The organism is Methanocaldococcus infernus ME, from assembly GCF_000092305.1.
GTDB lineage: Archaea > AGJL01 > Methanococci > Methanococcales > Methanocaldococcaceae > Methanocaldococcus > Methanocaldococcus infernus.
Genome location: NC_014122.1, coordinates 1020640 through 1044888, shown reverse-complemented (window position 1 = coordinate 1044888; position 24249 = coordinate 1020640). Strand labels below are relative to the sequence as shown.

Genomic DNA, 24249 nt, shown 5'->3' with positions numbered 1-24249 from the left:
TACCTTAGTAAAGTGAAATAAATTTATATAACTTTCCATCATTTATTTATTATTTTTTTCAAATTGATTGATAAAATTGAAGATATCCTTAATAGTTGTTCTTCAGGAATGTCAACCTTTTTCTCTAAGAGCTTTTTTAAATCTATTTCTATTTTCTCTCCTACATCTCTTGGATGTATTGGAGAGAGCTCAGCAAATACTGAAAACACTGGGCAAAAGTCATGGCAATAAAAACAATAAACACATTTCTCATAGTTGATCTTTGGAACCTTATCCTTTACATAATTCTCAGTAATCTTAACCGGCTCTACCTTAACCATCTCTATAGCCTTTGTTGGGCAAACATTTGCACAACCTTCACAGCCAATACAAAGCTCTTCTAAAACACTCTTTGGAAGCTCTATTTTTCCCTCTAAAATTTTCTTTCTCATCTCTTTATCTGTTACACATCCTGAGCCTAATAAAATTCTCTCCAAATTTTCATAGATTCCAGTTAAAACTATTTCTATATATTCTCTCATAGTTCCAACCTTCATATTAATAATAATTTTTTTATTCTATGATCTTATTTAATATTCTCTTAAAAAATTCTAAAGGGGGTTATCATGAAAAAGTATATTGTCCTTTTAGCTCTCCTTGTTTTACTATCTCAAAGCTTTGCAGTGTTAATAAAGGCTCCAGCTGTTTCTGAAACTTCAACTGGCTATGTTGGAGTTCCTATAACTATAGATATTAAAGTTGGTAAAGGTTCAGGAAATGTCTATATGGACACTCTACCACTAACCCAGTTAGATATGCAAGGCTCTGCAAGAATAGCTTATAAAGTTGCCTGTGAAATAACTGGGAAGAATCCTAATAATTACAATGTCTACATCTCAGTAAGAAGTGATGTTCCAATTGTTGGAGGTCCATCAGCTGGAGGAACTATGACAGTTGGAATAGTTTCAGAGTTGATGAATTGGAGTTTAAATAGGAATGTTATGATGACTGGAATGATAAACCCTGATGGCTCTATTGGTCCAGTAGGTGGAATCTTAGAAAAAATAGAGGCTGCTAAAAAGGCTAACTGTACAATCTTCTTAATCCCTAAAGGGCAAAGGTATGTTAACTACAATGGAAAAATTATTGATGCTGTAGCCTATGGTAAGAGGTTAGGAGTTAAAGTTATTGAGGTTTCAAATATCTACCAAGCTTTAAAATACTTTACTGGGAAAGATATTGAGATGAAAAAGTATCCTCAAAATCCAAAGGTTGAAGAAGAGTATAAAAAAATTATGAAAAACTTGGCTGACAAGATATTAAAGGAGAGTAATGAGAAGTATGAGGAAGTTAAAAGTGAGGTTGAGAGTACTTTATATCCTATTGGTTATCAATCTATAGTTTTAGAGAAGTTAAAGAATGCCAAGGCTCTTTTAAATAAAGCTAATGATGAGTATTTAAAAGGAGACTATTACTCAGCAACTTCAAGGGCTTTTAATGCTTTAATTCAATTAGAGTATTTAGATAAGCTAACTAAGTATTTAAATGGAGAGCTTGAGTTAAAGGATTATCTCAATGAAATAGAGACTCAGTTATTCAAAGATAAGGAAAAGATCTACAGTAAGAATTTAACCTATGATAACTTTGAGATTCTCTTAGCTGCAAGGGAGAGAATCTTTGAGGCTAATAATTATTTAGACTTGGCTTGGAAAAGTTATTATAATGGAGACTTTGACTCAGCTCTTTACTATGGAAGTTTTGCCAAGCTTAGAGGAGATAGTGCAATGTGGTGGCTAAGCTTAATGAATGACAGTGAAGGAGATATAATAGACAAGAATAAAGTTAAATATTTAGCTCAGCAATATTTATCCTTCTCAGAGACTTTAACAACCTATGTTGAAACTCTCTTTCCAAGCATAGACTTTAGTGGAGCTGAGGAAGATATAAAAGATGCTAAAGATGCCTATGAAAATGGTGATTATCTTCTAACTATAGCTAAGTGTATAGATGCATCAGTTAAGGCTGAGCTTCCATTAGTTATGATAGGGAATGAAACCACCTATATTAAGGAATATGCAAGAAATAAAATAAATTTGGTTGAGCAATACAATATAGTTCCAATCTCAGCTCTCAGTTACTATGAATATGCTAATAACTTAGATGATAAGATAACAAAGGCTCTTTACTATAAATATTCTTCATACTATGCTCAAATGGATCTTGATCTCATAAAGCTTGAAAAAATTAAGCTACCAAAAACTTATGAAATTCATGGAAACTTCTTAGAGGTTAGAGAATATAATAATAACTTGGTTAATAGTGTAGTTACTTCAATAATATCTGTCCTAATAGGCTTTGTTGGTGGCTACATGTTTAGAAAAGTTAAAGCTTAAGAGGGGGACAATGATTTACATCTTAAACAATGGAGGGCAGTATGTTCATAGGATATATAGAAGTTTAAGATATCTTAATGTTCCTTCTAAGATAGTTCCCAACACTGTAAAGTTGGAAGAGCTTGAGGATGTGAAGGGAATAATAGTTAGTGGTGGGCCAGATATTGAGAAGGGGAAGAACTGTATAGAAATCATAAAAAAAGCTGAAGTCCCTATCTTAGGAATATGCTTAGGGCACCAATTAATAGCCTTAGCCTTTGGTGGAGAGGTTGGAAGAGCTGAAGCTGAGGAATATGCTTTAACAGAGATTTATGTTGATGAAGAAAATGATCTATTTAAAGGAATTCCCAAGAAGTTTAAGGCTTGGGCATCACATAAGGATGAGGTTAAAAAGGTTCCTAAGGGCTTTAAGGTTTTAGCCCACTCAGACATCTGTAAGGTTGAGGCTATGAAGCATGAGGAAAAAAAGATTTATGGAGTTCAATTTCACCCTGAAGTGGCTCATACTGAATATGGCTCAGAGATATTAAAGAACTTCTGTAGGGTTTGCTATGAGGGTCTATGAAGTGGCAAGAGAAACCTTAGAAACAAGTGTCTACTTAAAAATAAATATTGATGGTGTTGGGAAGTATAAGATAGACACAGGAATAGGATTTTTTGATCATCTCCTCTCTTCCTTTGCTAAGCATGGTTGCTTTGATCTCATTGTAAAGGTTAAGGGAGATTTAGATGTTGATGACCATCATACAGTTGAAGATGTAGGCATCTGCTTAGGCTTAGCTCTCTCTAAGATAGAGAGGAAAAACATCTTCAGATTTGGCTGGGCTATTGTCCCTATGGATGAGGCAAGGGCTACTGTAAGCATAGACTTGGGTGGAAGAAGCTATTTAGTCTCTAACTATATACCAAAAAGAGAATATCTTGGGTCTCTATCAACTGAAAATATAAATCACTTCTTTCAATCAGTGGCAAGTTATGGATTTTTAAATATACACTATGAAGTTATTGGAGAAAATGAGCATCACAAGGTAGAGGCTCTTTTTAAAGCCTTTGGCTTAGCCTTAGACATGGCAACAAAAATAGATGAGAGAAAGGGAGTAGTTAGTACTAAAGGAGATGTTAAGCTATAATTTATTCCTCTTTCTCTCTCAAATACTTGTAAAAGTTAGGCTCCTCATAATTTTCAATGTTTCTAACAAAAGGACAATCCTTAGGAAAGACATGGGCTAAGATAGCTTCTAAGATGGTTAGGCAATTATATTTATATCTATCCTCATAAACCTTACATAACTTAGTTTCTGGGTCAAAGTGTTCACAGTAAATTAGCTTTAAGCCATCTTCTGTTTTATATGCATGGATTATACAGCATCTTCCACATCTTTCACACTTCTCTGGTGGGAACATCTCTTTACTTGTTTTTATAACCTTATCTCTATTGTATCTAAGTGTTTTCATCATTTTTTAACCTCAAAATTTTTAAGTTTTAAAAGTAAAATAAATTTTTTATACTTTGCTATAATTAATCTATTTAAGTCTTAGGAGGTGAGAGATTGGAAAGCTTTATTCAAAATTTATTTGCTGAGAGAATAGGAGGAAAGAAGTTTGGGAAGGAAGAGGTTATTTACAAATTTGAGAAGATAAAGAGAGCTAAGAAAGAGGCTATGGAGAAGCATCCAGATATGGAATTAATAGATATGGGTGTTGGAGAGCCAGATGAGATGGCTGACCCAGAGGTTATAGAGGTTTTATATGAAGAAGCTAAGAAATGGGAAAATAGAGGTTATGCTGACAATGGGATACAGGAGTTAAAAGATGCTGTTCCTGAGTATATGGAAAGGGTTTATGGAGTTAAAGACATAGATCCTGTAAATGAGGTTATTCACTCAATAGGCTCAAAGTCCGCCTTAGCTTACTTACCTTCAGCATTCATAAATCCAGGAGACATTTGCCTAATGACAGTTCCAGGTTACCCTGTAATGGGAACTCATGCTGAGTGGTATGGAGGGAAGGTTTATAATTTACCATTGTTAGAAGAAAATGACTTCCTTCCAGATCTTGAGAATATTCCAAAAGAGGTTAGAGAGAAGGCTAAGATGCTCTATCTAAATTATCCAAATAATCCTACTGGAGCTAAAGCTACTAAGAAGTTCTTTAAAGAGGTTGTAGATTTTGCCTTTGAGAATGATGTGATAGTTGTCCATGATGCTGCTTATGGAGCTTTAGTTTATGATGACAAGCCTCTCTCATTCTTATCAGTTAAGGATGCCAAGGAAGTGGGTGTTGAAATTCACAGCTTTTCAAAGGCTTACAATATGACAGGTTGGAGGTTAGCCTTCTTAGTAGGGAATGAGTTAATAATTAAAGCCTTTGCCACAGTTAAGGATAACTTTGACAGTGGTCAATTCATCCCTATCCAAAAGGCTGGGATTTACTGTTTAAAGCATCCTGAGATTACTGAGAGAATTAGAAAGAAGTATGAGAGAAGGTTAAGAAAGATGGTTAAGATATTAAATGATGTTGGCTTCAAGGCTAAAATGCCTGGTGGAACCTTCTATTTATATGTTAGGACTCCAAAAAAAGCTAATGGAATTGAATTTAAAACAGCAGAAGACTTTTCACAATATTTAATAAAGGAGAAGTTGATTTCAACAGTTCCATGGGATGATGCTGGGCCATACTTAAGATTAGCTGCCTGTTTTGTAGCAAGAGATGAAAATGGAAACCCTACAACTGAAGAGAAGTATGAAGACTTATTATTGGAGGAGTTCAAAAGAAGATTAGAAGATTTAGACTTAGAGTTTTAAAGTATCTCTCTAACAATAATTTTAAATTTTAACTCTTTTCCAGCCAATGGATGGTTAAAGTCTAAAATAACTTTATCATCAGTAACCTCTATGATTTCAGCAGGTATTCCATTGGCTAAAATCTTTAACCCCACTTCTGGCTCAAAGTCAGCATCCTTAAACATCTCTTTAGGTATCTCTTGGATAAATTCTTCATTTCTCTCTCCATAAGCTTTTTCTGGAGGTAAGATAACCTCTTTTTCTTCTCCTTCCTCCATTCCTAAAACAGCCTCTTCAAAGCCTTCTATTAACTCTCCATTCCCAACAATAAACTCTAATGGCTTATATTCCCTACCTTCTTCATAGATTCCTTCTTCTTTAGCTACATCTTCCATAGAAGTGTCTATTACTTTACCATCAACCTCTAAGATGTAATCAACCTTAACTAAGTCTCCTTTTTTTATCATAATTTCAACCTCTTTTTAGGTTAAGCTCTCTTCCTTATAGTATAAAAAGCTTCACAAAATTTATAATTTCAAATTAATTATTAGAAAAAGATAAATTTTATAGTTAAAAGATTTTAATATTTTGAAAATAATAGAGAGGGATAATCATGTCAAAAATTGATATTGATCTAATAAACAGAAGACTTGCTGAGATTAAACAGGTTCTTAATGATCTTAAAAACATAGTTGATTTAGGATTAGAAAGGTTTCTATCTGATCCATATATTAAAGATGCAGCAAAATATAAGTTGATTGTAGCAATTGAAGCAGCTATCTCTATATGTAACCACATAGTTGTTAGAGTAGCCAAAGAGATTCCAAATAGCTACTCAGATTGTTTTATAATTCTTGGCAAGCATAATATAATCTCTCAAAATTTATCAGAAAAGCTTGCTAATATGGCAAAATTTAGGAACATGCTTGTACATATTTTATTGGAAAATAGATGACAAGAAAGTTTATGAAATAATAAAAAAAGATGTCTCAGATTTAAATGAATTTATTAAGGAGGTTAAAGATTATGTCAATAAACAGGGAAGAAATAAAGAAGAAAATTAAAAAAATTTTAGATAAAAAGGATGAGGTTGTCTTTGCCTACATCTATGGTAGCTTTAATGAAACATCTTTTTTTAGAGATATAGATATTGGAGTTTATGTTGATGAGAATAAGGTGAAAGATTTTTTAGAGTATGAATTAAAGCTTTCTACTGAGATTGAGAGGGTTATAGGGTTTCCTATTGATGTCAAAGTTTTGAATTCTACACCCTTAAGATTTAAATATAGGATTATTAAGGGAGAGCCTTTAATTAGTAGGGATGAAGATGTTAGGTTGAAATTTGTAGAGAAAGTATTAATGGAATATTTAGACTTCAAGCCTATAGAAGAGAAGATAATTGAGGAGATCTTGCAACAGGATTAGCTATTTTTAATTATAGCATAGATTTATAATTTTAAATTAATTATTAGAAAAAGATAAATTTTAAGTAATCCAACCAAAAGAATAAGAGAGTTAAGAATTTATCACATATGGGAGATATTTATGATCAAAATAGTTATTGATAATATAACCAACAGTAAATTACTGGCTCAGCATGGTCTCTCTATACTAATAGATGAGAAAAAAAGAATTCTATTTGATGCTGGGCAAGATGAAAAAGTTTTAGAGCATAACTTAAAATTACTTGGAGAGAAGGAAAAGTTTGACTACTTTGTTCTCTCACATGGCCACTATGACCACTCAGATGGGCTAAAGTATTTAATTGAAAATGAGCTAATTGAGACAGTTATTTTACATAAGGATGCTCTAAAAAAGAGATTCTATAATGGAAGATATATAGGGGTTTCAGAGGAAGTTAAAAAATTATTGGATAAGGTTAATGTCATTTTTATACAAGATGAGTTTAGGATAGATAAGGACAATATTGTCTTAGGAGACATTGTTAGAAAGTTTTACTATGAGCCTGAAGATTTTAAAGATGAGAAAGGGAAAGATTTGGTTGAAGATGAACTAATTCTAATATCAAAAAATAGGCTAATAACTGGCTGTTCTCATAGTGGAGTTATAAATGTTATTGAGCATGCTAAAAACTTTGAAGTGATAAGGTTAGTTGTTGGAGGCTTTCACTTAATAAATGCCTCTCAGGAGTATTTAGAAGAAGTTCTTAGATATCTAAAGGTTCAAGAATTTAAATTCATTCCTTTACACTGCACTGGCTTTAAAGCTCTTTGTAGCCTCTCAAGATTAAAAAATTTTGTCTTTGGCTGTGCTGGAATGGTGGTTAAATGAGAGAAGAGGAGAAGCCATTAATATTTAGTATTGTTGGAAATATAGCTTTGTCTCTTGCTAAGGTGTATATTGGTTATCTATATAATAGTATCTCTATCCTCTCTGATGGAATTCACTCTCTCTCGGATGTTATAACAAGTGTTATAGGTTACTTTGGGGTTAAGATCTCTAACAAACCTCCAGATGATGACCATCCTTTAGGGCATAGGAGATTTGAAAACATCTTTGCTTTAATTATAGGGATAGCTTTAATTTTTGTATCCTTTGAACTTTTAAAAGACTCTTTTTTTAGATTTATATCAAGAGAGACTATAGAGGTTAATTCCATAATGCTTGGAGTTGTTATCTTCTCCATCATATTTAAGGAAGTTATGACACAATACTCTCTAATAATTGGAAGAAAGTTAAATAATAAAATTTTAATTGCTGATGCCTACCATCATAGGAGTGATGTACTTAGTAGTATAGCTGTTCTCATAGGCTTGATATTGGAAAAGTTGAATATATACTTTGGAGATGCCTTAGCTGGAGTTGTAGTTAGTTTAATGATTTTAAAGACTGGAATTGATATAACAAAAGAGAACATCCTACTCCTCTCAGGAGTGAGAGCAAGTGAAGATCTAATAAATGAAGTTAGGGAAGTTATTTTATCCCATGAGAAGGTTTTAGGAGTTCATGATATAAAGGTTTATCACTTAGGCTCTAAGGTTCATGTTGATGTCCATGTTGAAGTGCCATGCAACATATCAGCTAAGGAGATGCATGATATAGAAACTGAGTTAAAGAATAGGTTGGAAAAGTTGGATAATGTTGAAGTAGCCCATATTCATATAGACCTGGTGTGAGCATGAGAAGAGGACAAATATCTTTAGATTTAATTTTTTCTATATTCTTGCTAACAATAGTTTCCACCTATGTAGCTTTCACACTATTCTCCTTAAATGACACTCAATATTTATCCTATATTAGTGATAGAGCCTATGATATAATGGATGACTTGGAGAATTTAATGTTAACTTGCTATTCAAAGGACATCTCAGCCACTTATATTTTAAGGCCTATTGGAGATTTAAGCTATAGGTTTCACATAAAAAATAAAGAGGTTTTAGTTAATAAAGAAATTTTTTTAAGTATAACTCCAACTGAAGATGGAGTTATAGTAAACATTGACAACTCAACTTTAACTAATGATATTGGGAATAGGATAGTGATAACAATAAATATAAGTGGAAAAACTTACAACTTTACGAAAAACTTAGCTTTACAGGTTAATTAACTTTGAGAGCTCATAAATATCTCCATCAATTGGGTAAAAGACTGAATACTTATTTTCTCTTAAAATCTCTTTTATCTTTCTTGGATCTCTTAAAATATATTTATCTATATCCTTGCTTTTCCTTCTCTCCAAGTAATTGTTTATAAATTCCTTATTTTTTAGCTGGGATGAGTAAGGGACATAGATAGCTCTATTCTTTAATGAGCAAGAGTCTCCATAAAGGTAAAAAGCTGTTAAGTCATGTTCTTCAATAACTGGCTTGACAAGATCTTCAACCTTTTCAGTGCCAACCCAAATATTGTTAAAGAGGTCTAAGGCTCTCTCTATCACTTTTAATATAACCTCTCTCCTCTTCTTCCTCTCATGCTCTTTTAAATATTTCCTATTTCCTAAAACTATACAGATGGCTAAGGGATCATAGGAAGAGTAAAGCTCTAAGAGTTCATAAGCATTATCTCTCTTACTTTGAACAGTAACTATAACTTTTTTCAAGTTCTCCAAGTTTATGAAGTCTTCAGTTTCAGAGTCTATGACATGGAAGTCATAATATTTTATTATTTCACTATTTAAATTAATATCTTTTGGCTTTGTAGCTATCCCAACCTTCATTTTTTCCCTTTTATTGCTTCTAAAACCTTCTTATGTAGCTCTAAGATCATCTTCCTCTTATCTTCCATAAAGATAACATCTGAAGAGGCCATAACAACCAAGTTAAAGGCAAAGGGTGAAGGAGAACTTAACTTCTTATAAATAATCTTCCTCTCTTTTACTTTTTCATAATAGTTTAGTGCATTCTCTATATCTAAGTAATCTTCTAAAATCTCTCTTATTGTTTCCCTATACAAAGGATGATTTACTTTTTTACAGTATTCTAAGAGAGCCTCAGCATTAAACTGTTGTCTCTCAACACTTATCTTTTTATTTAAATATCTCCTTAAAATTAAAAAGCCTCTTGTAGCCACATGCCTAAACCTTCTTTTTATTATCTCACTTCTCTCTATTGACTCCTTTAAGTTAGAGAGTAAATCAATGTTAAAGAGTTGTCCAAGTAGTTCCTTACTTAACCTTCTACTCTTAGAAAGTACTAAGGCAAAGGAATAGTCATTAACCATTATTCTAACATTAGCCCTCTTAACCTTACTCACATAGTTAGCAAAAGCCCTTGCTATTGCCTCATTTGCCCTTCTCCCAGCTACAAAGTGAAATATATAGTATCTTCTCTTCTCTTCCTCAAAGCTCTCTATTAACATCTCTTCCTCAGTAGGAACTATTGCATATCTATCTTGCTCTTCAATATATCCCTTTATAGCTTTCCCAGCCTTTTCATCAATCTCATACTTCTCTATTAATTCATCTATAGAAATATTTTTAGCCTCTCCTCTAAACCTCTCAACATCTAATGCCAAGTCATAAGCTAAGGGCAACTGCTCAGAAAACCATGCTGGAATGGTTGGCTTCTCATTATAAACTTCCCTAACTCTAATTCTATTTCCTCTCCCTCCTAAGAACTTATAAGTTTTCCCCCCCAAGACAAAGATGTCTCCTTTCATCAACTTCTCAGCAAACTCTTCCTCAACCTCTCCAACAAGCTTATTATTTTCATAAACTTCAACAGCTGTTTCATCTGGGATAGTTCCAACATTCATAAAGTAAATAACCCTCGCTCTCCCCTTCTTTCCAAACTTCTCTCCATCAAACCAAATTTTTGAATAAACTCTCCTCTCCTCAATACTTCCAGATAAATATTTTAAAACATCTAAAAAATCTTCTTTACTTAAATCTTTGTATGGGTAAGCTCTTTTAACCAAATTGTAAGCTTCATCTACATTCCAAACCTTCTCTAAAGCCATCCCAACAATATGCTGAGAGAGAACATCTAAGCAGTTTCTTGGAATCTTAACCTTATCTATCTTCCCAGTTCTTGCATCATAGGCTAAGACAGTATTTTCAATCAAGTCATCCCTATCAAAGGCTATAATAATCCCTTTACTCTTCTCATGTAATCTATGCCCACTCCTCCCTATCCTTTGTAAGGCTCTTGCCACACTCTTAGGAGAGCCTAAGAGGATAACTAAGTCTATACTTCCTATATCAATTCCCAACTCTAAAGAGGTTGAAGTACAAACAACCTTTAACTCTCCTCTTTTTAATTTTTCTTCAACTTCTAACCTAACCTCTCTACTTAAAGAGGAGTGATGAGTTCCAACTCCTTTAATGCCTAACTGTTTCAAGTGAAAAGCTACCCTCTCAGCAGCTCCTCTTGTGTTTGTGAAGATAAGGACAGTTTTATGCTCTTCTATAAGCTTTTTTAATAAACTATAAAGTTTTTTGGTTATCTCCTCTGTTGGAGTGTAGATAAAGTCATCAACTGGAGATAAGACTTTAATCTCTATCTCCTTTCTGTAGCTAACATCTACTATATAACAATCTCTACCAACTCCAACTAAGAACTTAGCTATCTCCTCCAGTGGGGAGATAGTGGCTGATAAACCAATCCTGACAAAATTTGATATTCTATTTAGCCTCTCCAAGGATAGAGAGAGGTGAACCCCTCTTTTATTTGTTAGTGCATGTATCTCATCAACTATGACATATTTAACATCCTTTAATAGCTGAGAGAACTTAGGTGAATTTAAAGAGATGGCTAAGCTCTCTGGTGTAGTTATTAATATATGTGGAGGCTTCTTTAACATCTTCTGCTTCTGATGGCTTGTTGTATCACTTGTTCTTACAGCTACTCTAATCTCATCTAACTCTATCCCTAAGTTTTTAGCTGTCTCACAAATTTCTTTTAAAGGCTCTTTTAAATTTCTCTCTATGTCATTATTTAAGGCTCTAAGTGGAGATATATAAATGATATAAACCTTATCCTCTAACTTTTTCTCCATTGACAACTTTATTAGCTCATTAATTCCAGCTAAAAAGGCTGATAATGTCTTCCCACTACCTGTTGGAGAACAAATTAAAACATTTTTCTTTTCATGTATCTCCTTTATAGCATATCTCTGTGGAGGTGTAAAACTCTTGTATTTACTTTTAAACCAAACTCTAACAGGCTCTTCTAAGATCTCATAAATTTCTTCATCACTATACTCCCTCTCCAAGTATTTTATTGTCACTTTATCACTCTAAGGATTTGGTAAATTTACACTTTGGAAAGTTTGTACAACCTATAAATTTCCCATATTTCCCTTCTTTAACCACTAAAGGAGAGCCACATCTTGGGCAAGTTCCTACAACTTCTTTATTGGTTAAGTTCTTCCCTATTTCAACCTCTTTCTCCTTAAATTTTTTTAACACTTCTATTAACCTTTTTTTAGCTTCCTCTAAGACAAGGTCTTTATTTATCTTCTTCATCTGTATATTTTCTAACTTATCCTCTAACTCTCTTGTTAATTTCTCATCAACAATTTCAGGACAGAATCTTTTAAAGACTTCAACTATTGAAGCTCCTAAGTCAGTAACCTCTAAAGAGCCATTCTTACTAACTTTTATATAACCTCTCTTAATTAACTTATCTACAATTTCAGCCCTTGTAGCTTTAGTCCCTAAGTTCCTCTTTTCAAGCTCTTTAATGATACTTGATAATGTATATCTCTTAGGTGGCTTAGTCTCTTTTTTAACTAACTTTATCTTCTCTACCTTAACCTTTTCTCCCTCTTTTAAATTTAAGTTAAGCTCTTCAAATGTTGGAAAGTGGTAAATGACATGCCAACCTTCCTTTACTGTTTTAGAACCAGAGGCTTTAAAGAGCTCATCATTTATTGATATCTTAGCATTTATATGCTCTCTTTCCACCTCATCCCAGAAAGCTGATAAGGTTCTTCTTGCTATTAGATCATAGACTTTAAGCTCTTCCTTACTCAGCTCTTCTTTATTCTTTGGATAATCTACAACATGTATAGCTGGATGTGCTGGATCATCCTTTTTTCCTTCTATTGGTTTCCTCTTCTCTTCTATAATTCTCTCAGCAAACTTCCAATATTCTGAGTTTTTTAGAGTTTTTAGTATATTCTCCAAGTAGCTCCAATCCTTTGGTAGTTTTTGGGATGATGTTCTTGGATAGGAACAGTTATGAACAACTATTCCATTTGCTATAAAGTTGTGGAACTTATCAACTACCAAATCATAGACTTCTCCTTCATATTCAATTTCTTCAATTTTTTTAATTTTTGAAATATAGACATCTCCTTCTGAGATTCTTTTTAAATCTTCATTAATTAAATAGTTGTCTAAACTTAGCTCTTTATTTTGATGTCCTAAAGTTATTATCTGTTCCTTCTCCTTTAATCTCTCTGATGGAACAAATAATAGCTTATCTCTATACACTAAAATAGGATGCTCTCTTGTTGTGATGAGTTCAGTCCCATCATTCAAAGTAATTTTTATTAACTTTTCCCTCACAGTTCTTTTTAAAAGCTTATATCTTGATTTTGTTAGCTTTAAGTTATGATTCAAACATAATACTTCTCCCTCTTCTTTCAACTCTTTAATTTTTTTAACTCCATCTGGTAACAATATTAAAGTGTCTGGATGAAGACATAACCCTTTTTCATACAAAGACTGAGCAATTTCCTGAGTCTTCTTAGGAGAGAATTTAAAATAGTTGTAAGCCTCTCTCTGTAAAGTTCCAAGGTCAAAGGGAACAGGAGGCTTTATCTTACTTACTCTTCTCTCAACCTTAACCACTTCTCCATATTTAGCATCTTTCACTTTCTCATAAATTTTCTTAGCCTCTTCCTCATCCCAAAATTTCTCTTTCTCATGAATAGCTTTTAGATTTTTAAGATAAGCTTCTAAAATCCAGTATGGCTTAGGCTTAAATTCTTTAATTTCTTTTTCTCTCTCAGCTAAAAAATAGAGTGTTGGGCCCTGAACCCTACCAATGCTTAGAATTTTCCAATCATTTAAAGCCTTTACTGCATGCATTAAAGCTCTTGATAAATTAATTCCAAAATACCAATCTACTATATGCCTACTCTCTCCAGCATCTACTAAGCCATAGTCCATACTTATTGGATTTTCAAAAGCTTTTATAATTTCTCTCTTAGTTAAAGAAGAAAATTTCATTCTTTTTCCTTTATCTCTGCCACAGCAAAACTTTAAGGCATGGTAGCCAATAAGCTCTCCTTCTATATCATAATCTGTAGCTATATAAATTTCATCAGCATACTTTGAAAGCTCTTTTAAAGCTCTAATATAGTTTTTAACATAGCTCTTTCCCTTCTCTATGTAAGCAGGAGCCCATTTTATTTCAAATGTTGGATAGCTAAAGCTCTTGTTTTTCTCAACCAATGTGAAGAGATGGCCTACAGCACTTGCCACCACTATCTTCTTTCCATTATAGTCAACTTCATAATATGGGACATCATAAATTTTCTTTTTCTTAGCCTTTCCAAGAGCATTAGCTATTTTTTTAGCTACACTTGGTTTTTCAGCAATAATTAAAATCATAGCTTAGCACCAAGAAAGTATTTAATGTTTATTCTTTAATTTTTTTATTAGTTCTTCTTTTGAAATATTGTTCCACTTGGAAATATCAGTTAAAATAGCATTTAATGTTCCTTTTGCTATTTCATCATGATAAGGAATTGTTATATTATGAGTTCCAAATTCTGTTTCTTTTCTTAATCTTACATGACTTCCTTTTTGTCTGACAACTTCATAACCTAAACTCTTTAAAAACTTTATTAACTCCTTACCACCAACAACTGGAAGTTTAGACAACACCTGACACCTCTATCTCAGAAAAAGAGAGGATCTTTATACTTTCTCCAGACTTTAGATCATCTTCAAAGTGTAATTCAACAGCCTCTTTAAGATTTTTCATTAATTCATCTAAACTTTTTCCTTGTGTATATATACTTACATCAATTCCTTCAGCAACCCAGTATTCTCCATCATAATAAATTCTAAATTTGACAGTCTTCATTTAATATCACCAAAAATTAATAATATCTAAGCCTCTTAGCCAACTCCAATAACCTCTTAATCCTCTCCTCTGTTGGTGGATGGGTGGAGAAAAGCTTGGCTATAAAGTCACTTCTGAAGGGATTAACTATAAATAAATGAGCTGTTGCTGGATTTCCATGCTCTAAGGGGTAAACCTTAACCCCTTCCTCAAGCTTTTTTAGGGCATTGGCTAACCATAGTGGATGGGTTAGCTTAGCTCCAGTCTCATCTGCTAAAAATTCTCTTTGCCTTGAGATGGCAAACTGTATTAAAGTGGCTGCTATTGGGGCTAATATAATTAGTAAGATTGAGGCTATAAATTCAAGAGGATTCCCTTCCTCTTCATCCCCTCTGAACATCCAGCCAAACCATAAGAACCATTCAGCTATGTAGGTGATGGCTCCAGCTAAGGTAGCTACTATTGTAGATATAAGAATATCTCTATTAACAATATGTCCAATCTCATGCCCAATAACTCCCTCTAACTCCTCTGGGCTTAGTAGTTGCAAAATTCCCTCAGTTACAGCAACAACAGCATTTTCAGGATTTCTTCCAGTTGCAAAGGCATTAGGAGTTTGGATAGGAACTAAGGCAACCTTTGGCTTGGGAATTCCTGCCTTTCTTGCCACTCTTCTAACAATGTCATGTAACCAAGGAAGTTCATCTTCCTCTAAGATCCTTGCTCCATAGCTCATTAAAACTATCTTATCACTAAAGAAATAGGCTATTAAATTTGGAATTAGAGCTATGATAATAGCAAAGAATGGAGGAATATGGAGAAGTAGGCAAATAGAATAAATTAGTCCAACTAAAAGCCCTAATAAGAGATAGGTTTTTATATTCTCCATAATCATAGGTGATCACTTCTTTACTTTATCTGCTCTAAAATAATAGCTGGGCATATCTTTTTAATTCCTTCAATTTTTCCTAACTTATTAAATATTAAATCTGAAAATTCTTTTCCATCCTTAGCCCAAATTTCTGCCATGATCATGTGGTCTCCTGTTGAAGTGAAGAGTTTTTTAACCTCTTCAAACTTAGCCAGCTCTTTAGCAACACTTAAAAACTTGTCTGGCTCAGTGTCAAAGCCTGTTAAGGCTACAACATTGTAGCCTATCTTTGATGGGTCTATTATAGCTGTATAGCCCTTAATAACCCCCATCTCTTCCAGCTTTCTCACTCTCTTTCTTATAGAGCTCTCACTTGTTCCTAATTTTTTGGCTATGTCAGTGTAAGACATCCTTCCATTCTCTAATAGTAAATTAATAATTTTTAAATCTTTCTCATCCATATTCTCCCACCTTAAATTTCTTTCCAACAACTTTTTCAATTTTAATCTCTTTTCCTTCAGCATTGTCAATTAAAAGCTTAGCCAATGGTGGCTCTGTCATCAAGCCCCAGACTGTAGTGGTTATCCTTGGATTAATTTCAATTATGTATATATTGTCATCAATTACTAAATCAACTCCAACATAGCCATTTAGCCCATCAATCCTTTTTAAAGCCTTTTCACACTCATCTATGATTTCTTCCTTTCTCTCATGATCTATATTAACTTCAGCTCCTTTAAACCCAGATTCATCAACAATTTGTTTATTTAGAGACAAAAATTTAATTCCTCTCTTCCCTACTATGAATGAGGCTGAATAAGGAGAACCTTCAACAAACTCCTGAATTATGTATTTCTCATCATAAACCCTGAACTGTGAGCCACATCCATCTCTTCTCTTTACTATATACTTTCTTGGCTGGAAGGTTTTAGGAACTTTGACAATGTCTTTTAAGGCTTCATAAGTTAAATATTTGTCTCCAGCAACTTTTATAGCTTTTGATGAACTTCCTAAATTAACACCTTTAGGCTCTAATATCTTTGTTAGCTCATACAATATATTGTCTTCCTCAGGAGCAATGACTAAGAAGTAGTCAAAGTTATTTATCTTCCTTAGAGTTTCAAATAAATTAGTTGGTTCAACAACCTTAAGGTTTTTAATGTTTTTATAGGGCCTTGAAAGTTCTTTATTGATTAATGTTACAACACTACCTAAGCTTAAAAATTCATAGAGGAGTTTATCAAACATCATCTTTCCTTCAGCTAAAAACTCTCTACAATTTGTGGCCATAGCATACTCAAAAAATAGGATTTTCATTTTCTCATCCTTTTGTAAATTTTTACTATCTCCTCTGCTGCATCTGTTGGCTCTCTAATTCCAAGATAGACACTATTAACAATATCTTTAATTACTTCCCTATAAATATTTTTTAAATTTTGGATACAGAGAGGGCAGAACTCTAAATAGTATGTTTTATTAAACTTCAGAGGAAAGAGCTTAAGGAAATTTATATATATTGAACTTCCTCTTTTTAAATAGCTCTCTTTCAGGCAAGTGGTAAAAATATATCCTTCAAGATTTAAATATTTTGGTAAGAAGCCACAGGATTCTTTAAAGTTAGGCTTTAAATAAATCTCTTCATAACTAATCTTTCTCTCCTCTAAGAATTCTATAGCCCTATTCCTCTTTTTCTCTGGTAAAATAGGAGGATTTAAAAGTAGAGCTTTCACTCTAAACACTTTATTTAGGGTTTCAGCAATGTATAAGTCATACTGGCAAACTATTGTAGTATAAACTAAATTATCATAACTTTTATTTTCTAAAAAGTGAGAGCAAAGCTTTAAAATAATTTCATCATTACATTTTTCTTTAATTTCTTTAACCCTCTCTAAAAAGAGTAAATAGTCACTGTAATCCTCAACTTTAATTAGCTCATAGCCTAACCTCTCTCTAAGCTTCCCAACTACCCAACCACCAGGGCCTATAATGGCTGATTTATCAGTTCTTGTTCTTGTGTAAATAACTAACTTATTATCCTTCTCTTCAATCTTAACTATATCAATATTAACCTTTGGTAGGTTAAGCTCTTCCCTAATTTTATTGATCTCCTCTACTATTCTTTTCATCTATATGCCTCTCTATAACCTTCTTAATCTCTTCAGGAGAGTAAAGAACTTCAATTCCTTCCATCTCTTCAAGCTTTTTAACATTCTCAACATCCACCTTTCTTATATACAACTTTAATGTCTTACCATTTGGAAGTAGGGTTTCAACAACCCCCTCTTTATTATCTGGAGGATATATATAGGTTGGAACTCTTGCCTTCATCCCTTGGGCTACAGAGTTGGTTATTAAAGTGTCTGCTATCCCATGGGCTATCTTAGCTGTTGTGTTGGCTGTAGCAGGAGCTATTATAAATAGATCATACTTTCCTGTCTGTAACTTTCCAGGCAGGAAAGGAGAGTTTGGTCCCTTTTCAACCCAAACTTTATCAAACTCTTTCTTTACTTTATCAAACAACTTATACCATCTTAAAACAAACTCTCCATTTTTTGAAACATAGACATCAACATTTAAGTTATATTTATTCTTCATCTCTATCATAATGTTAACAACTTCTTCTATTCTATCTCCACATCCTGTAATTCCCCAAGCTACTTTTAACATTTTTAAGCTCACCCAATAAAGTAGTTTGAGATGAAAACATAAATAATAAGTAGGATAGCAATCCCTATAAACATATATTGAACTCTCATCATCTTTTTTCTTCTATTTAAATATTCCATCCTACACTTTTCAGAACAAAAAACCTGATCAGGAGGAATAGAGATTCCACAGTTCAAGCAGTGTCTATGCTTCTCTACCAAAAGATATCACCTATATGTTGTCTCATAAAGGTTACCATTAACCACTGTATATATTGGAGCCCCTCTCACTTTCCAGCCATCAAATGGACTAAACTTAGCCTTGGACTTAAAGTTTTCAGCATCAATCTTAATCTCTTTTTTAATATTTAGGATAGTTAAATTAGCTAAATTTCCCTCTTTTATTCTATTGTTAATATTAAAGATCTTAGCTGGATTTAGGGAAATTAATTCTATAGCTCTCTCTAAGGATATATAACCCTTATTAACTAAATTTAGTGTTAAGGGAATTAAGGTTTCTAATCCAGGAATTCCTGAGGGACATTCACTGACATCTCTCAACTTCTCCTCATAGAGATGAGGGGCATGGTCAGAGGCTATAACACTAACCTTATTATTTAGAGCCTTTATTAGAGCTATGTTATCTTCCTTATCCCTTAAGGGTGGGTTAAATTTCCCCAAGCCTTTTAATTCCTCAGCCATCTCCTTGTTTAAGTATAGATGGTGAGGAGTTACTTCAATATAGTCATCCTTTATTATCTCCAAACTTTCTTTAGTTGAAATATGGCAAAAATAAACCTTCTCTTTTTTATACTTTAAGATTTCTTTTACAGCTTCAACTTCAGCCCTCTTCTCTCTAATTCTACAGTGGTCAAGCCAAGTTTTTAATGGAATCTTCTTTTTATTCTCCTCTATGATATCTTTATGCTCAGCATGGATACAAAAAAGCTTTTTCTCATTTAGGATATATTTTAAATTATTATAATCTTTAATATGGAGATCTCCAACTGACTTAACCATAAAAATTTTGTATCCTTTAGCCTCTTTTAAGTAGTCTTTATAGTTCTCATCAGTTATCCCATAATTTAAAAGAATATTAACCTTACATTTCTTAGTATCTTCTAACTTTTTATAAAATCTTTCTTTGCTTGTTATTGGTGGGTTATCATTAGGCATATCTATGACAAAGCAGAAGCCTCCATTTATAGCTGCTTCACTACCACTTTTAAATCCTTCCTTTTTTGACTTCCATCTTAGATGGACATGGCTATCTATACACCCAGGAACAACAACATTATTTTTTAAGTCTATTCCCTCTCCATCAATAACCTTAGCTATTTTCTTAATCCTTCCATCATCAATTTCAATACAACAATTTATAAATTTTTTGTTTATATATGCTCTACAATTTTTAAGTATCATATTTATCAACCTTGATAGTATAGGTTGGGAAAGCTATCTCTATTCCCTCTTTTTCAAGCTCCTCCTTAATCTTTAAGTTTATCTCCTCAACAGCATTTAAATAGTAGTCAAAGCCCATATTTCTAACAAAATACTCAATCCTTAAGTTTAAGCTCCAATCTCCATATTCAATAAAATGAACTCTGTAAGGAGGAAGTGTAGCCTTATGCTCTTCAATAATCTTTAATATTATCTCCTTAGCTCTTTTAATCTTCTCTGGAGGAGTGTTATAGGTTAATCCTATGGTAAAGAGAACTCTCCTTCTATCTCTAACACTTAAGTTTTCTATAACTTCTTCTAAAAGTTTAGAGTTTGGAATTATATAGAGGGTTTCATCAAAACTTCTTATCCTTGTGCTTCTAATTCCAATCTCTTCAACTATTCCCTCTATATCACTAATCTTAACCCAATGTCCTATTATAAAGGGCTTGTCAGCTAAGATGAGAAGGCCAGCAATGAAGTTTTTTATAGTATCTTGTAAGGCAAGGGCTACAGCCAAACCTCCAATTCCTAAACCAGCTAAGATGGTGGTTATGTCATAACCAATAGAGCTTAGAGCTGTTAAAATTCCAAGTAAGTAGAGAAGAATCTTTAAAATTTTCTTTAATGGCTTGGCTAAGTGATCATCTAACTTAGTGTCTGTCTTTTCAATTATTGGCTTTACATAGAGATCAAAGAGTTTATCAAGTATTTTAACTGATGTATATGTGAGTATTAAAATAAATATAAATTTAATAGCATTCTCAACTAAGTTTATATACTGGATTGGAAGAGTAAGATAGAAGCCTAAGTATAAGAAGAAGAGGATAATTATTATCTTTAAAGGAACTTTAATAGCACTAATAACAATGTCATCTAACTTATTTTTTGTTTTCTCAGCTATTTTTTCCAATCTATTTAAAAATAGATCTACAAAAATGCTTACAAAATAACCAACTACTAAAATGAATATAAAAATTCCAATCTTTATTATGTAATTTTCAAAATTCATATACATCTCACTTTAGTTTTATATACTATTCTTGACATTAAATCAATGTAATAATATAGTATCTAAGTAATGTACAAGGTGGAAACATTGGAAACTCCTGAAACCCCAAGGGTTAAAGTTTTGGAAGCTGTGTCTTATGCATTAAGAGCATATAGAGCTATGTTTGAAGGCAATTTATATAAAGCTTTATATTACTGTGATGAATCTTTAAGATTACAATCAGATTTTTTAATCCCTTTATTCTTAAAAGGGTTAATCTTAACCTCTTTAGGGAAGGTTGATGAGGCTATTGAGGTTTTTAACACCTTAGTTAGATTGGGAGATAAAAATCCTATTACTTACTTGTTCTTAGGACAACTTTATGGTATTAAGGGATCATGTTCAGATGCATTAAAAAACTATAAAAAAGCTTTAAATATTGAAGATAATTTCCCATCAGCTCAATTTTTAAAACTTCTATGCTTAGAGAGCTTAGGAAAATATGAAGAGCTTTTAGAAGAGTATGATAAAGTTTTAAGAGTTGCTCCAAATTTAAAAATTTTGTATGTTAAGAAAGCAGATATATTAAGGAAATTAGGAAAGTATTATGAAGCTTTAGAATGCATAAATAAAGCCTTAGAGAAAGATCCAAATGACATTAATGCTTTATACTTAAAAGGAGTGCTATTAAAGAGAATGAATAAATTTGAAGAGGCTTATCAGGTGTTTAAAAAATTAATTGATGAGCTTAATGTTAAGTGGTTAGATGCTCTAAGACACTTGGCATCAATTTGTTTAACTATTGGAGAGTTTAAAGAAGCTATAAAATATGCTGAAGAAGGGTTAAAGATAGCTGGAGAAGATCCTACTTTCCTATACTATATTGGAAAAGCTTATGAGAGACTAAAGGAGTATGAAAGAGCTAAAGAATATTTAAATAGGTGTATAGAAAAGAAACCAAGTTATGTTAAAGCTCTTTTAAGTCTGGCTAAGATACATGAAGAAGAAGGAAATTATGAGAAAGCTGCAGATCTCTATGTCAAGTCACAGCTTTACATGGATAAGCATGTGAAGAGAGATTTAGATTAAGTTGGTGATTCTATGGATATTTTTGAAGAGCTAAAAAATAAGAAAATAAAGTTATATCAATTGGATGATATGTTAGGACATAAAGAAGCTACAAAGATAAGGAGAGAATTTTTAGAAAAGGAACTTAACATTAAATTTAATCACATAAATAAATATTCTATATCAGAGGAGAATGTAAAAAAGAATATAGAGAATATGATAGGAGCTATTCAAATACCCTTAGGAATAGCTGGGCCAATAAGGGTTAATGGAGAGCATGCTAAAGGTCTCTTTTATATTCCATTGGCTACAACTGAAGGAGCCTTAGTAGCTTCAGTTAATAGAGGTTGCTCAATAATAACCAAGTGTGGAGGAGCTATAGTTAGAGTTATTGATGACAAGATGACAAGAGCTCCATGCTTTAAAACAAGGTCTGTTGTTGAAGCTATAAAAGTAAGAGATTGGATATTAAAAAACTTTGATAAAATTAAGGAAGTGGCTGAGTCAACAACAAGGCATGGGAAGTTAATAAAGATAGAGCCAATATTAATAGTTGGGAGAAATATCTACCCAAGATTTTGCTACAAAACTGGAGATGCTATGGGCATGAATATGGTTACCATAGCTACAGAAGAGGCTTGTAAGTTTATTGTTGAAGAGCTTAAAAAGGAAAATATTGATGTTAAGCTTGTTTCCTTAAGTGGAAATGCCTGTGTAGATAAAAAGCCAAGTGGCATGAACTTAATAGAGGGGAGAGGGAAGAGTGTTGTAGCAGAGATTTACTTAGATAGGGAAGAGGTGGAGAAGTATTTAAAGACAACCCCTGAGGCCATTGCTGAGGTTAATAGACTAAAAAACTATATTGGCTCAGCAATATCCAACAGCATGGGTTTTAATGCCCACTATGCCAATATTGTTGGAGCCATCTTCTTAGCCACTGGTCAAGATGAGGCTCATATAGTTGAAGGTAGCTTAGGCATAACTATGGCTGAAGTTGAAGATGACAAGCTCTATTTTTCAGTAACCCTTCCTGATCTTCCATTAGCCACAGTAGGAGGAGGAACAAGTGTAGAGACTCAAAGAGAGGCTTTAGAAATTATGGGATGTTATGGCTCTAACAAGGTTTTAAAATTTGCTGAGATTGTTGGAGCTGCTGTTTTGGCTGGAGAACTCTCCTTATTGGGAGCTTTAGCCTCTAACCATTTAGCAAAGGCTCATAAAGAGCTTGGAAGATGATGAAAAATGATAGATAGTTTAAAAAGGAATAAAAATATAATTTCTCTTGTTTCCTTAATTTATTTCCAATCTTTTTTAGTCTTCTCTTTTCTAATCTCCCATAACCAATACTTTTTTAACTTGGGGAATGAGATTTTTTACAACTTTAAAAGTCAAATATTAAGTGGAGTTAATTTAAAGGCTCTAAATAGCTTTAGCCTCTATTTACTAATTTTGAGTAATAATTTAAAAGTTTGTCTCCTCTCCTATATATCTGGCTTTTTTAACATATTTATCTTACTGATAAACTCTTTTATCCTCTCCTATGTGCTTGTTAAGTTTGGAATAAAAAAATTTGTTATCTTTGTTTTGCCACATGGAGTTATAGAAATTCCTGCCTTCATCTTAGCCATCTCTTCAGGGATCATCTTTTACATTGGAGTTATTGAATATCTGAGAAAAAAGAGTTTAGAGAGAGTGATAGATTCTTTAAGAATTCTATCTTTATCTATTATCCTCTTTATCATTGCTGGATTTATTGAGAGTTTTATAACCTTTAGAATAATCCCTCATTAGTTTCAACATTTATATATAATTGGCCTTTAACCTTTCTACCATTTGCATAATCTCCAACTAACTTATAAAAGGTTCCTTCAAACTTTCTTCCTTCATCCTTCTTCTTTATCTTTATAACTGGATTCTCAACAATTCCCTCATATTTAAAGGATGGTAAAATTTCTTTAACTTTACCATAAACTATTATTGCTCCAGCTTCCATCTCTCCTCCAAGTCTCACATCAGTATTTCCTTCTACAATAATATAGCCCCCCTGCTGATGTAATCCTGCAAACATTCCAGCATCTCCTTTAACTATAATCTCTCCACCCCTTAAGTAGAGGCCAAGCTCGTGCCTTGCATTTCCTTCTACTACTATCCTTCCTCCACTCATTCCTCTCCATTCTCCTTTATATGTTCCACCAGTGTAGTCTCTTGAAGAACCTTTAACTATTATTTCCCCACCTTTCATATTCATTCCTAACCAGTTATCAGCATTTCCTTCAATAACTATCTTCCCTCCTTTCATATGCTCTCCAGCATACATTCCAGCATCTCCTTTAACTATAATCTCTCCTCTACTCATCTTAGAGCCAATATGCTTTATCTTTATAGAAGGGTTTTCAATAACTAACCTTGGCTCTCCTTCTATCTCATTTACTTCAACATCAAACATGTCAGAGAGCTTAACCACCCTATTCCCATAGTATAACTTTATATTTTTTATATCCTCTAAGCTCTTACTTTCTAAATCCTCAGGAAGGACATTCTCTAATGAGAGAGGAGCATATAGCTCTTCCTGTAGTATTATCTTAACCTCCTTACTCATA

General features: G+C 32.9%; 30 protein-coding genes. 13 read left to right on the top strand and 17 right to left on the bottom strand.

The annotated features are described in order from the left end of the window. Nucleotides 1-38: 38 nt before the first annotated feature. On the bottom strand, nt 39-521 hold the full coding sequence (locus tag METIN_RS05800; protein ID WP_013100560.1) for a 4Fe-4S binding protein: 483 nt from the start codon (nt 519-521) through the stop codon (nt 39-41). A gap of 84 nt (nt 522-605) precedes the next feature. On the opposite strand from METIN_RS05800, the gene METIN_RS05795 reads away from it, so the two are divergent. The 3 genes from METIN_RS05795 to hisB are packed head-to-tail and all read left to right on the top strand — an operon-like array spanning nt 606 to nt 3502. Continuing rightward, a complete protein-coding gene (locus METIN_RS05795; RefSeq protein ID WP_013100559.1) occupies nt 606-2372 on the top strand; it encodes a S16 family serine protease in 1767 nt (588 codons plus the stop codon). Between the two features lie 10 nt (nt 2373-2382). After that, on the top strand, nt 2383-2937 hold the full coding sequence (locus tag METIN_RS05790; RefSeq protein WP_013100558.1) for a GMP synthase subunit A: 555 nt from the start codon (nt 2383-2385) through the stop codon (nt 2935-2937). Beyond that, nucleotides 2924-3502 carry an imidazoleglycerol-phosphate dehydratase HisB gene (hisB, locus tag METIN_RS05785; protein ID WP_013100557.1) on the top strand — a complete coding sequence of 193 codons (579 nt, stop codon included), beginning with the start codon at nt 2924-2926 and terminating at the stop codon, nt 3500-3502. The genes METIN_RS05790 and hisB overlap by 14 nt, the downstream gene beginning before the upstream one ends. A 1-nt stretch (nt 3503) precedes the next feature. On the opposite strand, the gene METIN_RS05780 is transcribed toward hisB, so the two are convergent. Then, a complete protein-coding gene (locus tag METIN_RS05780) occupies nt 3504-3827 on the bottom strand; it encodes a hypothetical protein (protein ID WP_013100556.1) in 324 nt (107 codons plus the stop codon). Between the two features lie 95 nt (nt 3828-3922). Between METIN_RS05780 and METIN_RS05775 the strand changes: the two genes are divergently transcribed. Further along, nucleotides 3923-5176 (top strand): LL-diaminopimelate aminotransferase, encoded by a 1254-nt coding sequence (locus METIN_RS05775; protein ID WP_013100555.1) that lies wholly within the window; start codon nt 3923-3925, stop codon nt 5174-5176. Here the strand turns inward: METIN_RS05775 and METIN_RS05770 are convergent. After that, entirely contained in the window at nt 5173-5622 is a 450-nt protein-coding gene (locus METIN_RS05770; protein ID WP_013100554.1) for an FKBP-type peptidyl-prolyl cis-trans isomerase, read from the bottom strand. The two genes, METIN_RS05775 and METIN_RS05770, sit on opposite strands and share 4 nt — an antisense overlap. 146 nt (nt 5623-5768) lie before the next feature. On the opposite strand from METIN_RS05770, the gene hepT reads away from it, so the two are divergent. The 6 genes from hepT (at nt 5769) to METIN_RS05745 (ending at nt 8723) form a co-directional block, all read left to right on the top strand. After that, nucleotides 5769-6110: a type VII toxin-antitoxin system HepT family RNase toxin gene (gene hepT, locus METIN_RS05765; RefSeq protein ID WP_198002839.1), complete on the top strand. Its 342-nt coding sequence runs from the start codon at nt 5769-5771 to the stop codon at nt 6108-6110. Continuing rightward, the gene (locus tag METIN_RS07820; protein ID WP_394295972.1) at nt 6052-6219 is read left to right on the top strand and encodes a HepT-like ribonuclease domain-containing protein; all 168 of its coding nucleotides are present in this window, start codon (nt 6052-6054) and stop codon (nt 6217-6219) included. Before hepT ends, METIN_RS07820 begins: the two co-directional genes overlap by 59 nt. Then, the gene (locus METIN_RS05760) at nt 6182-6580 is read left to right on the top strand and encodes a nucleotidyltransferase domain-containing protein (protein ID WP_013100553.1); all 399 of its coding nucleotides are present in this window, start codon (nt 6182-6184) and stop codon (nt 6578-6580) included. Before METIN_RS07820 ends, METIN_RS05760 begins: the two co-directional genes overlap by 38 nt. Nucleotides 6581-6700: 120 nt before the next feature. After that, a complete protein-coding gene (locus METIN_RS05755) occupies nt 6701-7447 on the top strand; it encodes an MBL fold metallo-hydrolase (RefSeq protein WP_013100552.1) in 747 nt (248 codons plus the stop codon). Next, nucleotides 7444-8292, top strand: coding sequence for a cation diffusion facilitator family transporter (locus tag METIN_RS05750; protein ID WP_013100551.1), 849 nt, complete (start codon nt 7444-7446; stop codon nt 8290-8292). The genes METIN_RS05755 and METIN_RS05750 overlap by 4 nt, the downstream gene beginning before the upstream one ends. Nucleotides 8293-8294: 2 nt before the next feature. Beyond that, the gene (locus METIN_RS05745; RefSeq protein WP_013100550.1) at nt 8295-8723 is read left to right on the top strand and encodes a hypothetical protein; all 429 of its coding nucleotides are present in this window, start codon (nt 8295-8297) and stop codon (nt 8721-8723) included. Here METIN_RS05745 and METIN_RS05740 read toward each other — a convergent pair. From METIN_RS05740 to METIN_RS05680, 13 genes are read right to left on the bottom strand one after another with little or no spacing between them, the layout of a single operon-like run. Continuing rightward, the gene (locus METIN_RS05740; RefSeq protein ID WP_013100549.1) at nt 8709-9332 is read right to left on the bottom strand and encodes a hypothetical protein; all 624 of its coding nucleotides are present in this window, start codon (nt 9330-9332) and stop codon (nt 8709-8711) included. The genes METIN_RS05745 and METIN_RS05740 overlap by 15 nt on opposite strands. Further along, nucleotides 9329-11842 carry an ATP-dependent helicase gene (locus METIN_RS05735; RefSeq protein ID WP_013100548.1) on the bottom strand — a complete coding sequence of 838 codons (2514 nt, stop codon included), beginning with the start codon at nt 11840-11842 and terminating at the stop codon, nt 9329-9331. Before METIN_RS05735 ends, METIN_RS05740 begins: the two co-directional genes overlap by 4 nt. A 4-nt stretch (nt 11843-11846) precedes the next feature. Beyond that, nucleotides 11847-14177 (bottom strand): DNA topoisomerase, encoded by a 2331-nt coding sequence (locus tag METIN_RS07600; protein WP_013100547.1) that lies wholly within the window; start codon nt 14175-14177, stop codon nt 11847-11849. A gap of 21 nt (nt 14178-14198) precedes the next feature. After that, nucleotides 14199-14453 carry a type II toxin-antitoxin system HicA family toxin gene (locus METIN_RS05725; protein ID WP_157198826.1) on the bottom strand — a complete coding sequence of 85 codons (255 nt, stop codon included), beginning with the start codon at nt 14451-14453 and terminating at the stop codon, nt 14199-14201. Continuing rightward, entirely contained in the window at nt 14443-14655 is a 213-nt protein-coding gene (locus tag METIN_RS05720; RefSeq protein ID WP_013100545.1) for a type II toxin-antitoxin system HicB family antitoxin, read from the bottom strand. The genes METIN_RS05725 and METIN_RS05720 overlap by 11 nt, the downstream gene beginning before the upstream one ends. A gap of 16 nt (nt 14656-14671) precedes the next feature. Beyond that, on the bottom strand, nt 14672-15529 hold the full coding sequence (locus METIN_RS05715; RefSeq protein ID WP_013100544.1) for a zinc metalloprotease HtpX: 858 nt from the start codon (nt 15527-15529) through the stop codon (nt 14672-14674). 14 nt (nt 15530-15543) lie between these two features. Beyond that, a complete protein-coding gene (locus METIN_RS05710; protein WP_013100543.1) occupies nt 15544-15966 on the bottom strand; it encodes an Lrp/AsnC family transcriptional regulator in 423 nt (140 codons plus the stop codon). Beyond that, nucleotides 15959-16822 (bottom strand): tyramine--L-glutamate ligase, encoded by an 864-nt coding sequence (gene mfnD, locus METIN_RS05705; protein ID WP_013100542.1) that lies wholly within the window; start codon nt 16820-16822, stop codon nt 15959-15961. The genes METIN_RS05710 and mfnD overlap by 8 nt, the downstream gene beginning before the upstream one ends. Continuing rightward, a complete protein-coding gene (locus METIN_RS05700) occupies nt 16819-17631 on the bottom strand; it encodes a hypothetical protein (RefSeq protein WP_013100541.1) in 813 nt (270 codons plus the stop codon). The genes mfnD and METIN_RS05700 overlap by 4 nt, the downstream gene beginning before the upstream one ends. Beyond that, complete coding sequence (gene afpA / locus METIN_RS05695) at nt 17603-18172, bottom strand: archaeoflavoprotein AfpA (RefSeq protein ID WP_013100540.1); 570 nt, start codon at nt 18170-18172, stop codon at nt 17603-17605. The genes METIN_RS05700 and afpA overlap by 29 nt, the downstream gene beginning before the upstream one ends. Nucleotides 18173-18180: 8 nt before the next feature. Beyond that, nucleotides 18181-18372, bottom strand: a complete 192-nt coding sequence (locus METIN_RS05690) for a DUF2116 family Zn-ribbon domain-containing protein (protein WP_013100539.1) — start codon at nt 18370-18372, stop codon at nt 18181-18183. A 6-nt stretch (nt 18373-18378) separates the two neighbouring features. After that, the gene (gene pyrC / locus METIN_RS05685; protein ID WP_013100538.1) at nt 18379-19572 is read right to left on the bottom strand and encodes a dihydroorotase; all 1194 of its coding nucleotides are present in this window, start codon (nt 19570-19572) and stop codon (nt 18379-18381) included. Then, complete coding sequence (locus tag METIN_RS05680) at nt 19562-20602, bottom strand: mechanosensitive ion channel family protein (protein WP_013100537.1); 1041 nt, start codon at nt 20600-20602, stop codon at nt 19562-19564. Before METIN_RS05680 ends, pyrC begins: the two co-directional genes overlap by 11 nt. An 87-nt stretch (nt 20603-20689) precedes the next feature. Here METIN_RS05680 and METIN_RS05675 point away from each other — a divergent pair, with 87 nt between their 5' ends. The 3 genes from METIN_RS05675 to METIN_RS05665 are packed head-to-tail and all read left to right on the top strand — an operon-like array spanning nt 20690 to nt 23440. After that, nucleotides 20690-21670, top strand: coding sequence for a tetratricopeptide repeat protein (locus METIN_RS05675; RefSeq protein WP_013100536.1), 981 nt, complete (start codon nt 20690-20692; stop codon nt 21668-21670). 12 nt (nt 21671-21682) lie between these two features. Next, nucleotides 21683-22885 carry a hydroxymethylglutaryl-CoA reductase (NADPH) gene (gene hmgA, locus METIN_RS05670; protein ID WP_013100535.1) on the top strand — a complete coding sequence of 401 codons (1203 nt, stop codon included), beginning with the start codon at nt 21683-21685 and terminating at the stop codon, nt 22883-22885. Nucleotides 22886-22891: 6 nt separating this feature from the next. After that, nucleotides 22892-23440 carry a stage II sporulation protein M gene (locus tag METIN_RS05665; protein ID WP_013100534.1) on the top strand — a complete coding sequence of 183 codons (549 nt, stop codon included), beginning with the start codon at nt 22892-22894 and terminating at the stop codon, nt 23438-23440. On the opposite strand, the gene fwdC is transcribed toward METIN_RS05665, so the two are convergent. Next, nucleotides 23421-24248, bottom strand: a complete 828-nt coding sequence (gene fwdC / locus METIN_RS05660) for a tungsten-dependent formylmethanofuran dehydrogenase subunit FwdC (protein WP_013100533.1) — start codon at nt 24246-24248, stop codon at nt 23421-23423. The genes METIN_RS05665 and fwdC overlap by 20 nt on opposite strands. Between the last annotated feature and the right edge of the window lies 1 nt (nt 24249).

What these genes read in the sequence shown, in the direction of transcription:
- METIN_RS05800 (WP_013100560.1), bottom strand. Translation starts at nt 521, where the DNA reads ATGAGAGAATATATAGAAATAGTTTTAACTGGAATCTATGAAAATTTG.
- METIN_RS05795 (WP_013100559.1), top strand. Translation starts at nt 606, where the DNA reads ATGAAAAAGTATATTGTCCTTTTAGCTCTCCTTGTTTTACTATCTCAA.
- METIN_RS05790 (WP_013100558.1), top strand. Translation starts at nt 2,383, where the DNA reads ATGATTTACATCTTAAACAATGGAGGGCAGTATGTTCATAGGATATAT.
- hisB (WP_013100557.1), top strand. Translation starts at nt 2,924, where the DNA reads ATGAGGGTCTATGAAGTGGCAAGAGAAACCTTAGAAACAAGTGTCTAC.
- METIN_RS05780 (WP_013100556.1), bottom strand. Translation starts at nt 3,827, where the DNA reads ATGAAAACACTTAGATACAATAGAGATAAGGTTATAAAAACAAGTAAA.
- METIN_RS05770 (WP_013100554.1), bottom strand. Translation starts at nt 5,622, where the DNA reads ATGATAAAAAAAGGAGACTTAGTTAAGGTTGATTACATCTTAGAGGTT.
- hepT (WP_198002839.1), top strand. Translation starts at nt 5,769, where the DNA reads ATGTCAAAAATTGATATTGATCTAATAAACAGAAGACTTGCTGAGATT.
- METIN_RS05760 (WP_013100553.1), top strand. Translation starts at nt 6,182, where the DNA reads ATGTCAATAAACAGGGAAGAAATAAAGAAGAAAATTAAAAAAATTTTA.
- METIN_RS05755 (WP_013100552.1), top strand. Translation starts at nt 6,701, where the DNA reads ATGATCAAAATAGTTATTGATAATATAACCAACAGTAAATTACTGGCT.
- METIN_RS05750 (WP_013100551.1), top strand. Translation starts at nt 7,444, where the DNA reads ATGAGAGAAGAGGAGAAGCCATTAATATTTAGTATTGTTGGAAATATA.
- METIN_RS05745 (WP_013100550.1), top strand. Translation starts at nt 8,295, where the DNA reads ATGAGAAGAGGACAAATATCTTTAGATTTAATTTTTTCTATATTCTTG.
- METIN_RS05740 (WP_013100549.1), bottom strand. Translation starts at nt 9,332, where the DNA reads ATGAAGGTTGGGATAGCTACAAAGCCAAAAGATATTAATTTAAATAGT.
- METIN_RS07600 (WP_013100547.1), bottom strand. Translation starts at nt 14,177, where the DNA reads ATGATTTTAATTATTGCTGAAAAACCAAGTGTAGCTAAAAAAATAGCT.
- METIN_RS05720 (WP_013100545.1), bottom strand. Translation starts at nt 14,655, where the DNA reads ATGAAGACTGTCAAATTTAGAATTTATTATGATGGAGAATACTGGGTT.
- METIN_RS05715 (WP_013100544.1), bottom strand. Translation starts at nt 15,529, where the DNA reads ATGATTATGGAGAATATAAAAACCTATCTCTTATTAGGGCTTTTAGTT.
- METIN_RS05710 (WP_013100543.1), bottom strand. Translation starts at nt 15,966, where the DNA reads ATGGATGAGAAAGATTTAAAAATTATTAATTTACTATTAGAGAATGGA.
- mfnD (WP_013100542.1), bottom strand. Translation starts at nt 16,822, where the DNA reads ATGAAAATCCTATTTTTTGAGTATGCTATGGCCACAAATTGTAGAGAG.
- METIN_RS05700 (WP_013100541.1), bottom strand. Translation starts at nt 17,631, where the DNA reads ATGAAAAGAATAGTAGAGGAGATCAATAAAATTAGGGAAGAGCTTAAC.
- afpA (WP_013100540.1), bottom strand. Translation starts at nt 18,172, where the DNA reads ATGTTAAAAGTAGCTTGGGGAATTACAGGATGTGGAGATAGAATAGAA.
- pyrC (WP_013100538.1), bottom strand. Translation starts at nt 19,572, where the DNA reads ATGATACTTAAAAATTGTAGAGCATATATAAACAAAAAATTTATAAAT.
- METIN_RS05680 (WP_013100537.1), bottom strand. Translation starts at nt 20,602, where the DNA reads ATGAATTTTGAAAATTACATAATAAAGATTGGAATTTTTATATTCATT.
- hmgA (WP_013100535.1), top strand. Translation starts at nt 21,683, where the DNA reads ATGGATATTTTTGAAGAGCTAAAAAATAAGAAAATAAAGTTATATCAA.
- METIN_RS05665 (WP_013100534.1), top strand. Translation starts at nt 22,892, where the DNA reads ATGATAGATAGTTTAAAAAGGAATAAAAATATAATTTCTCTTGTTTCC.
- fwdC (WP_013100533.1), bottom strand. Translation starts at nt 24,248, where the DNA reads ATGAGTAAGGAGGTTAAGATAATACTACAGGAAGAGCTATATGCTCCT.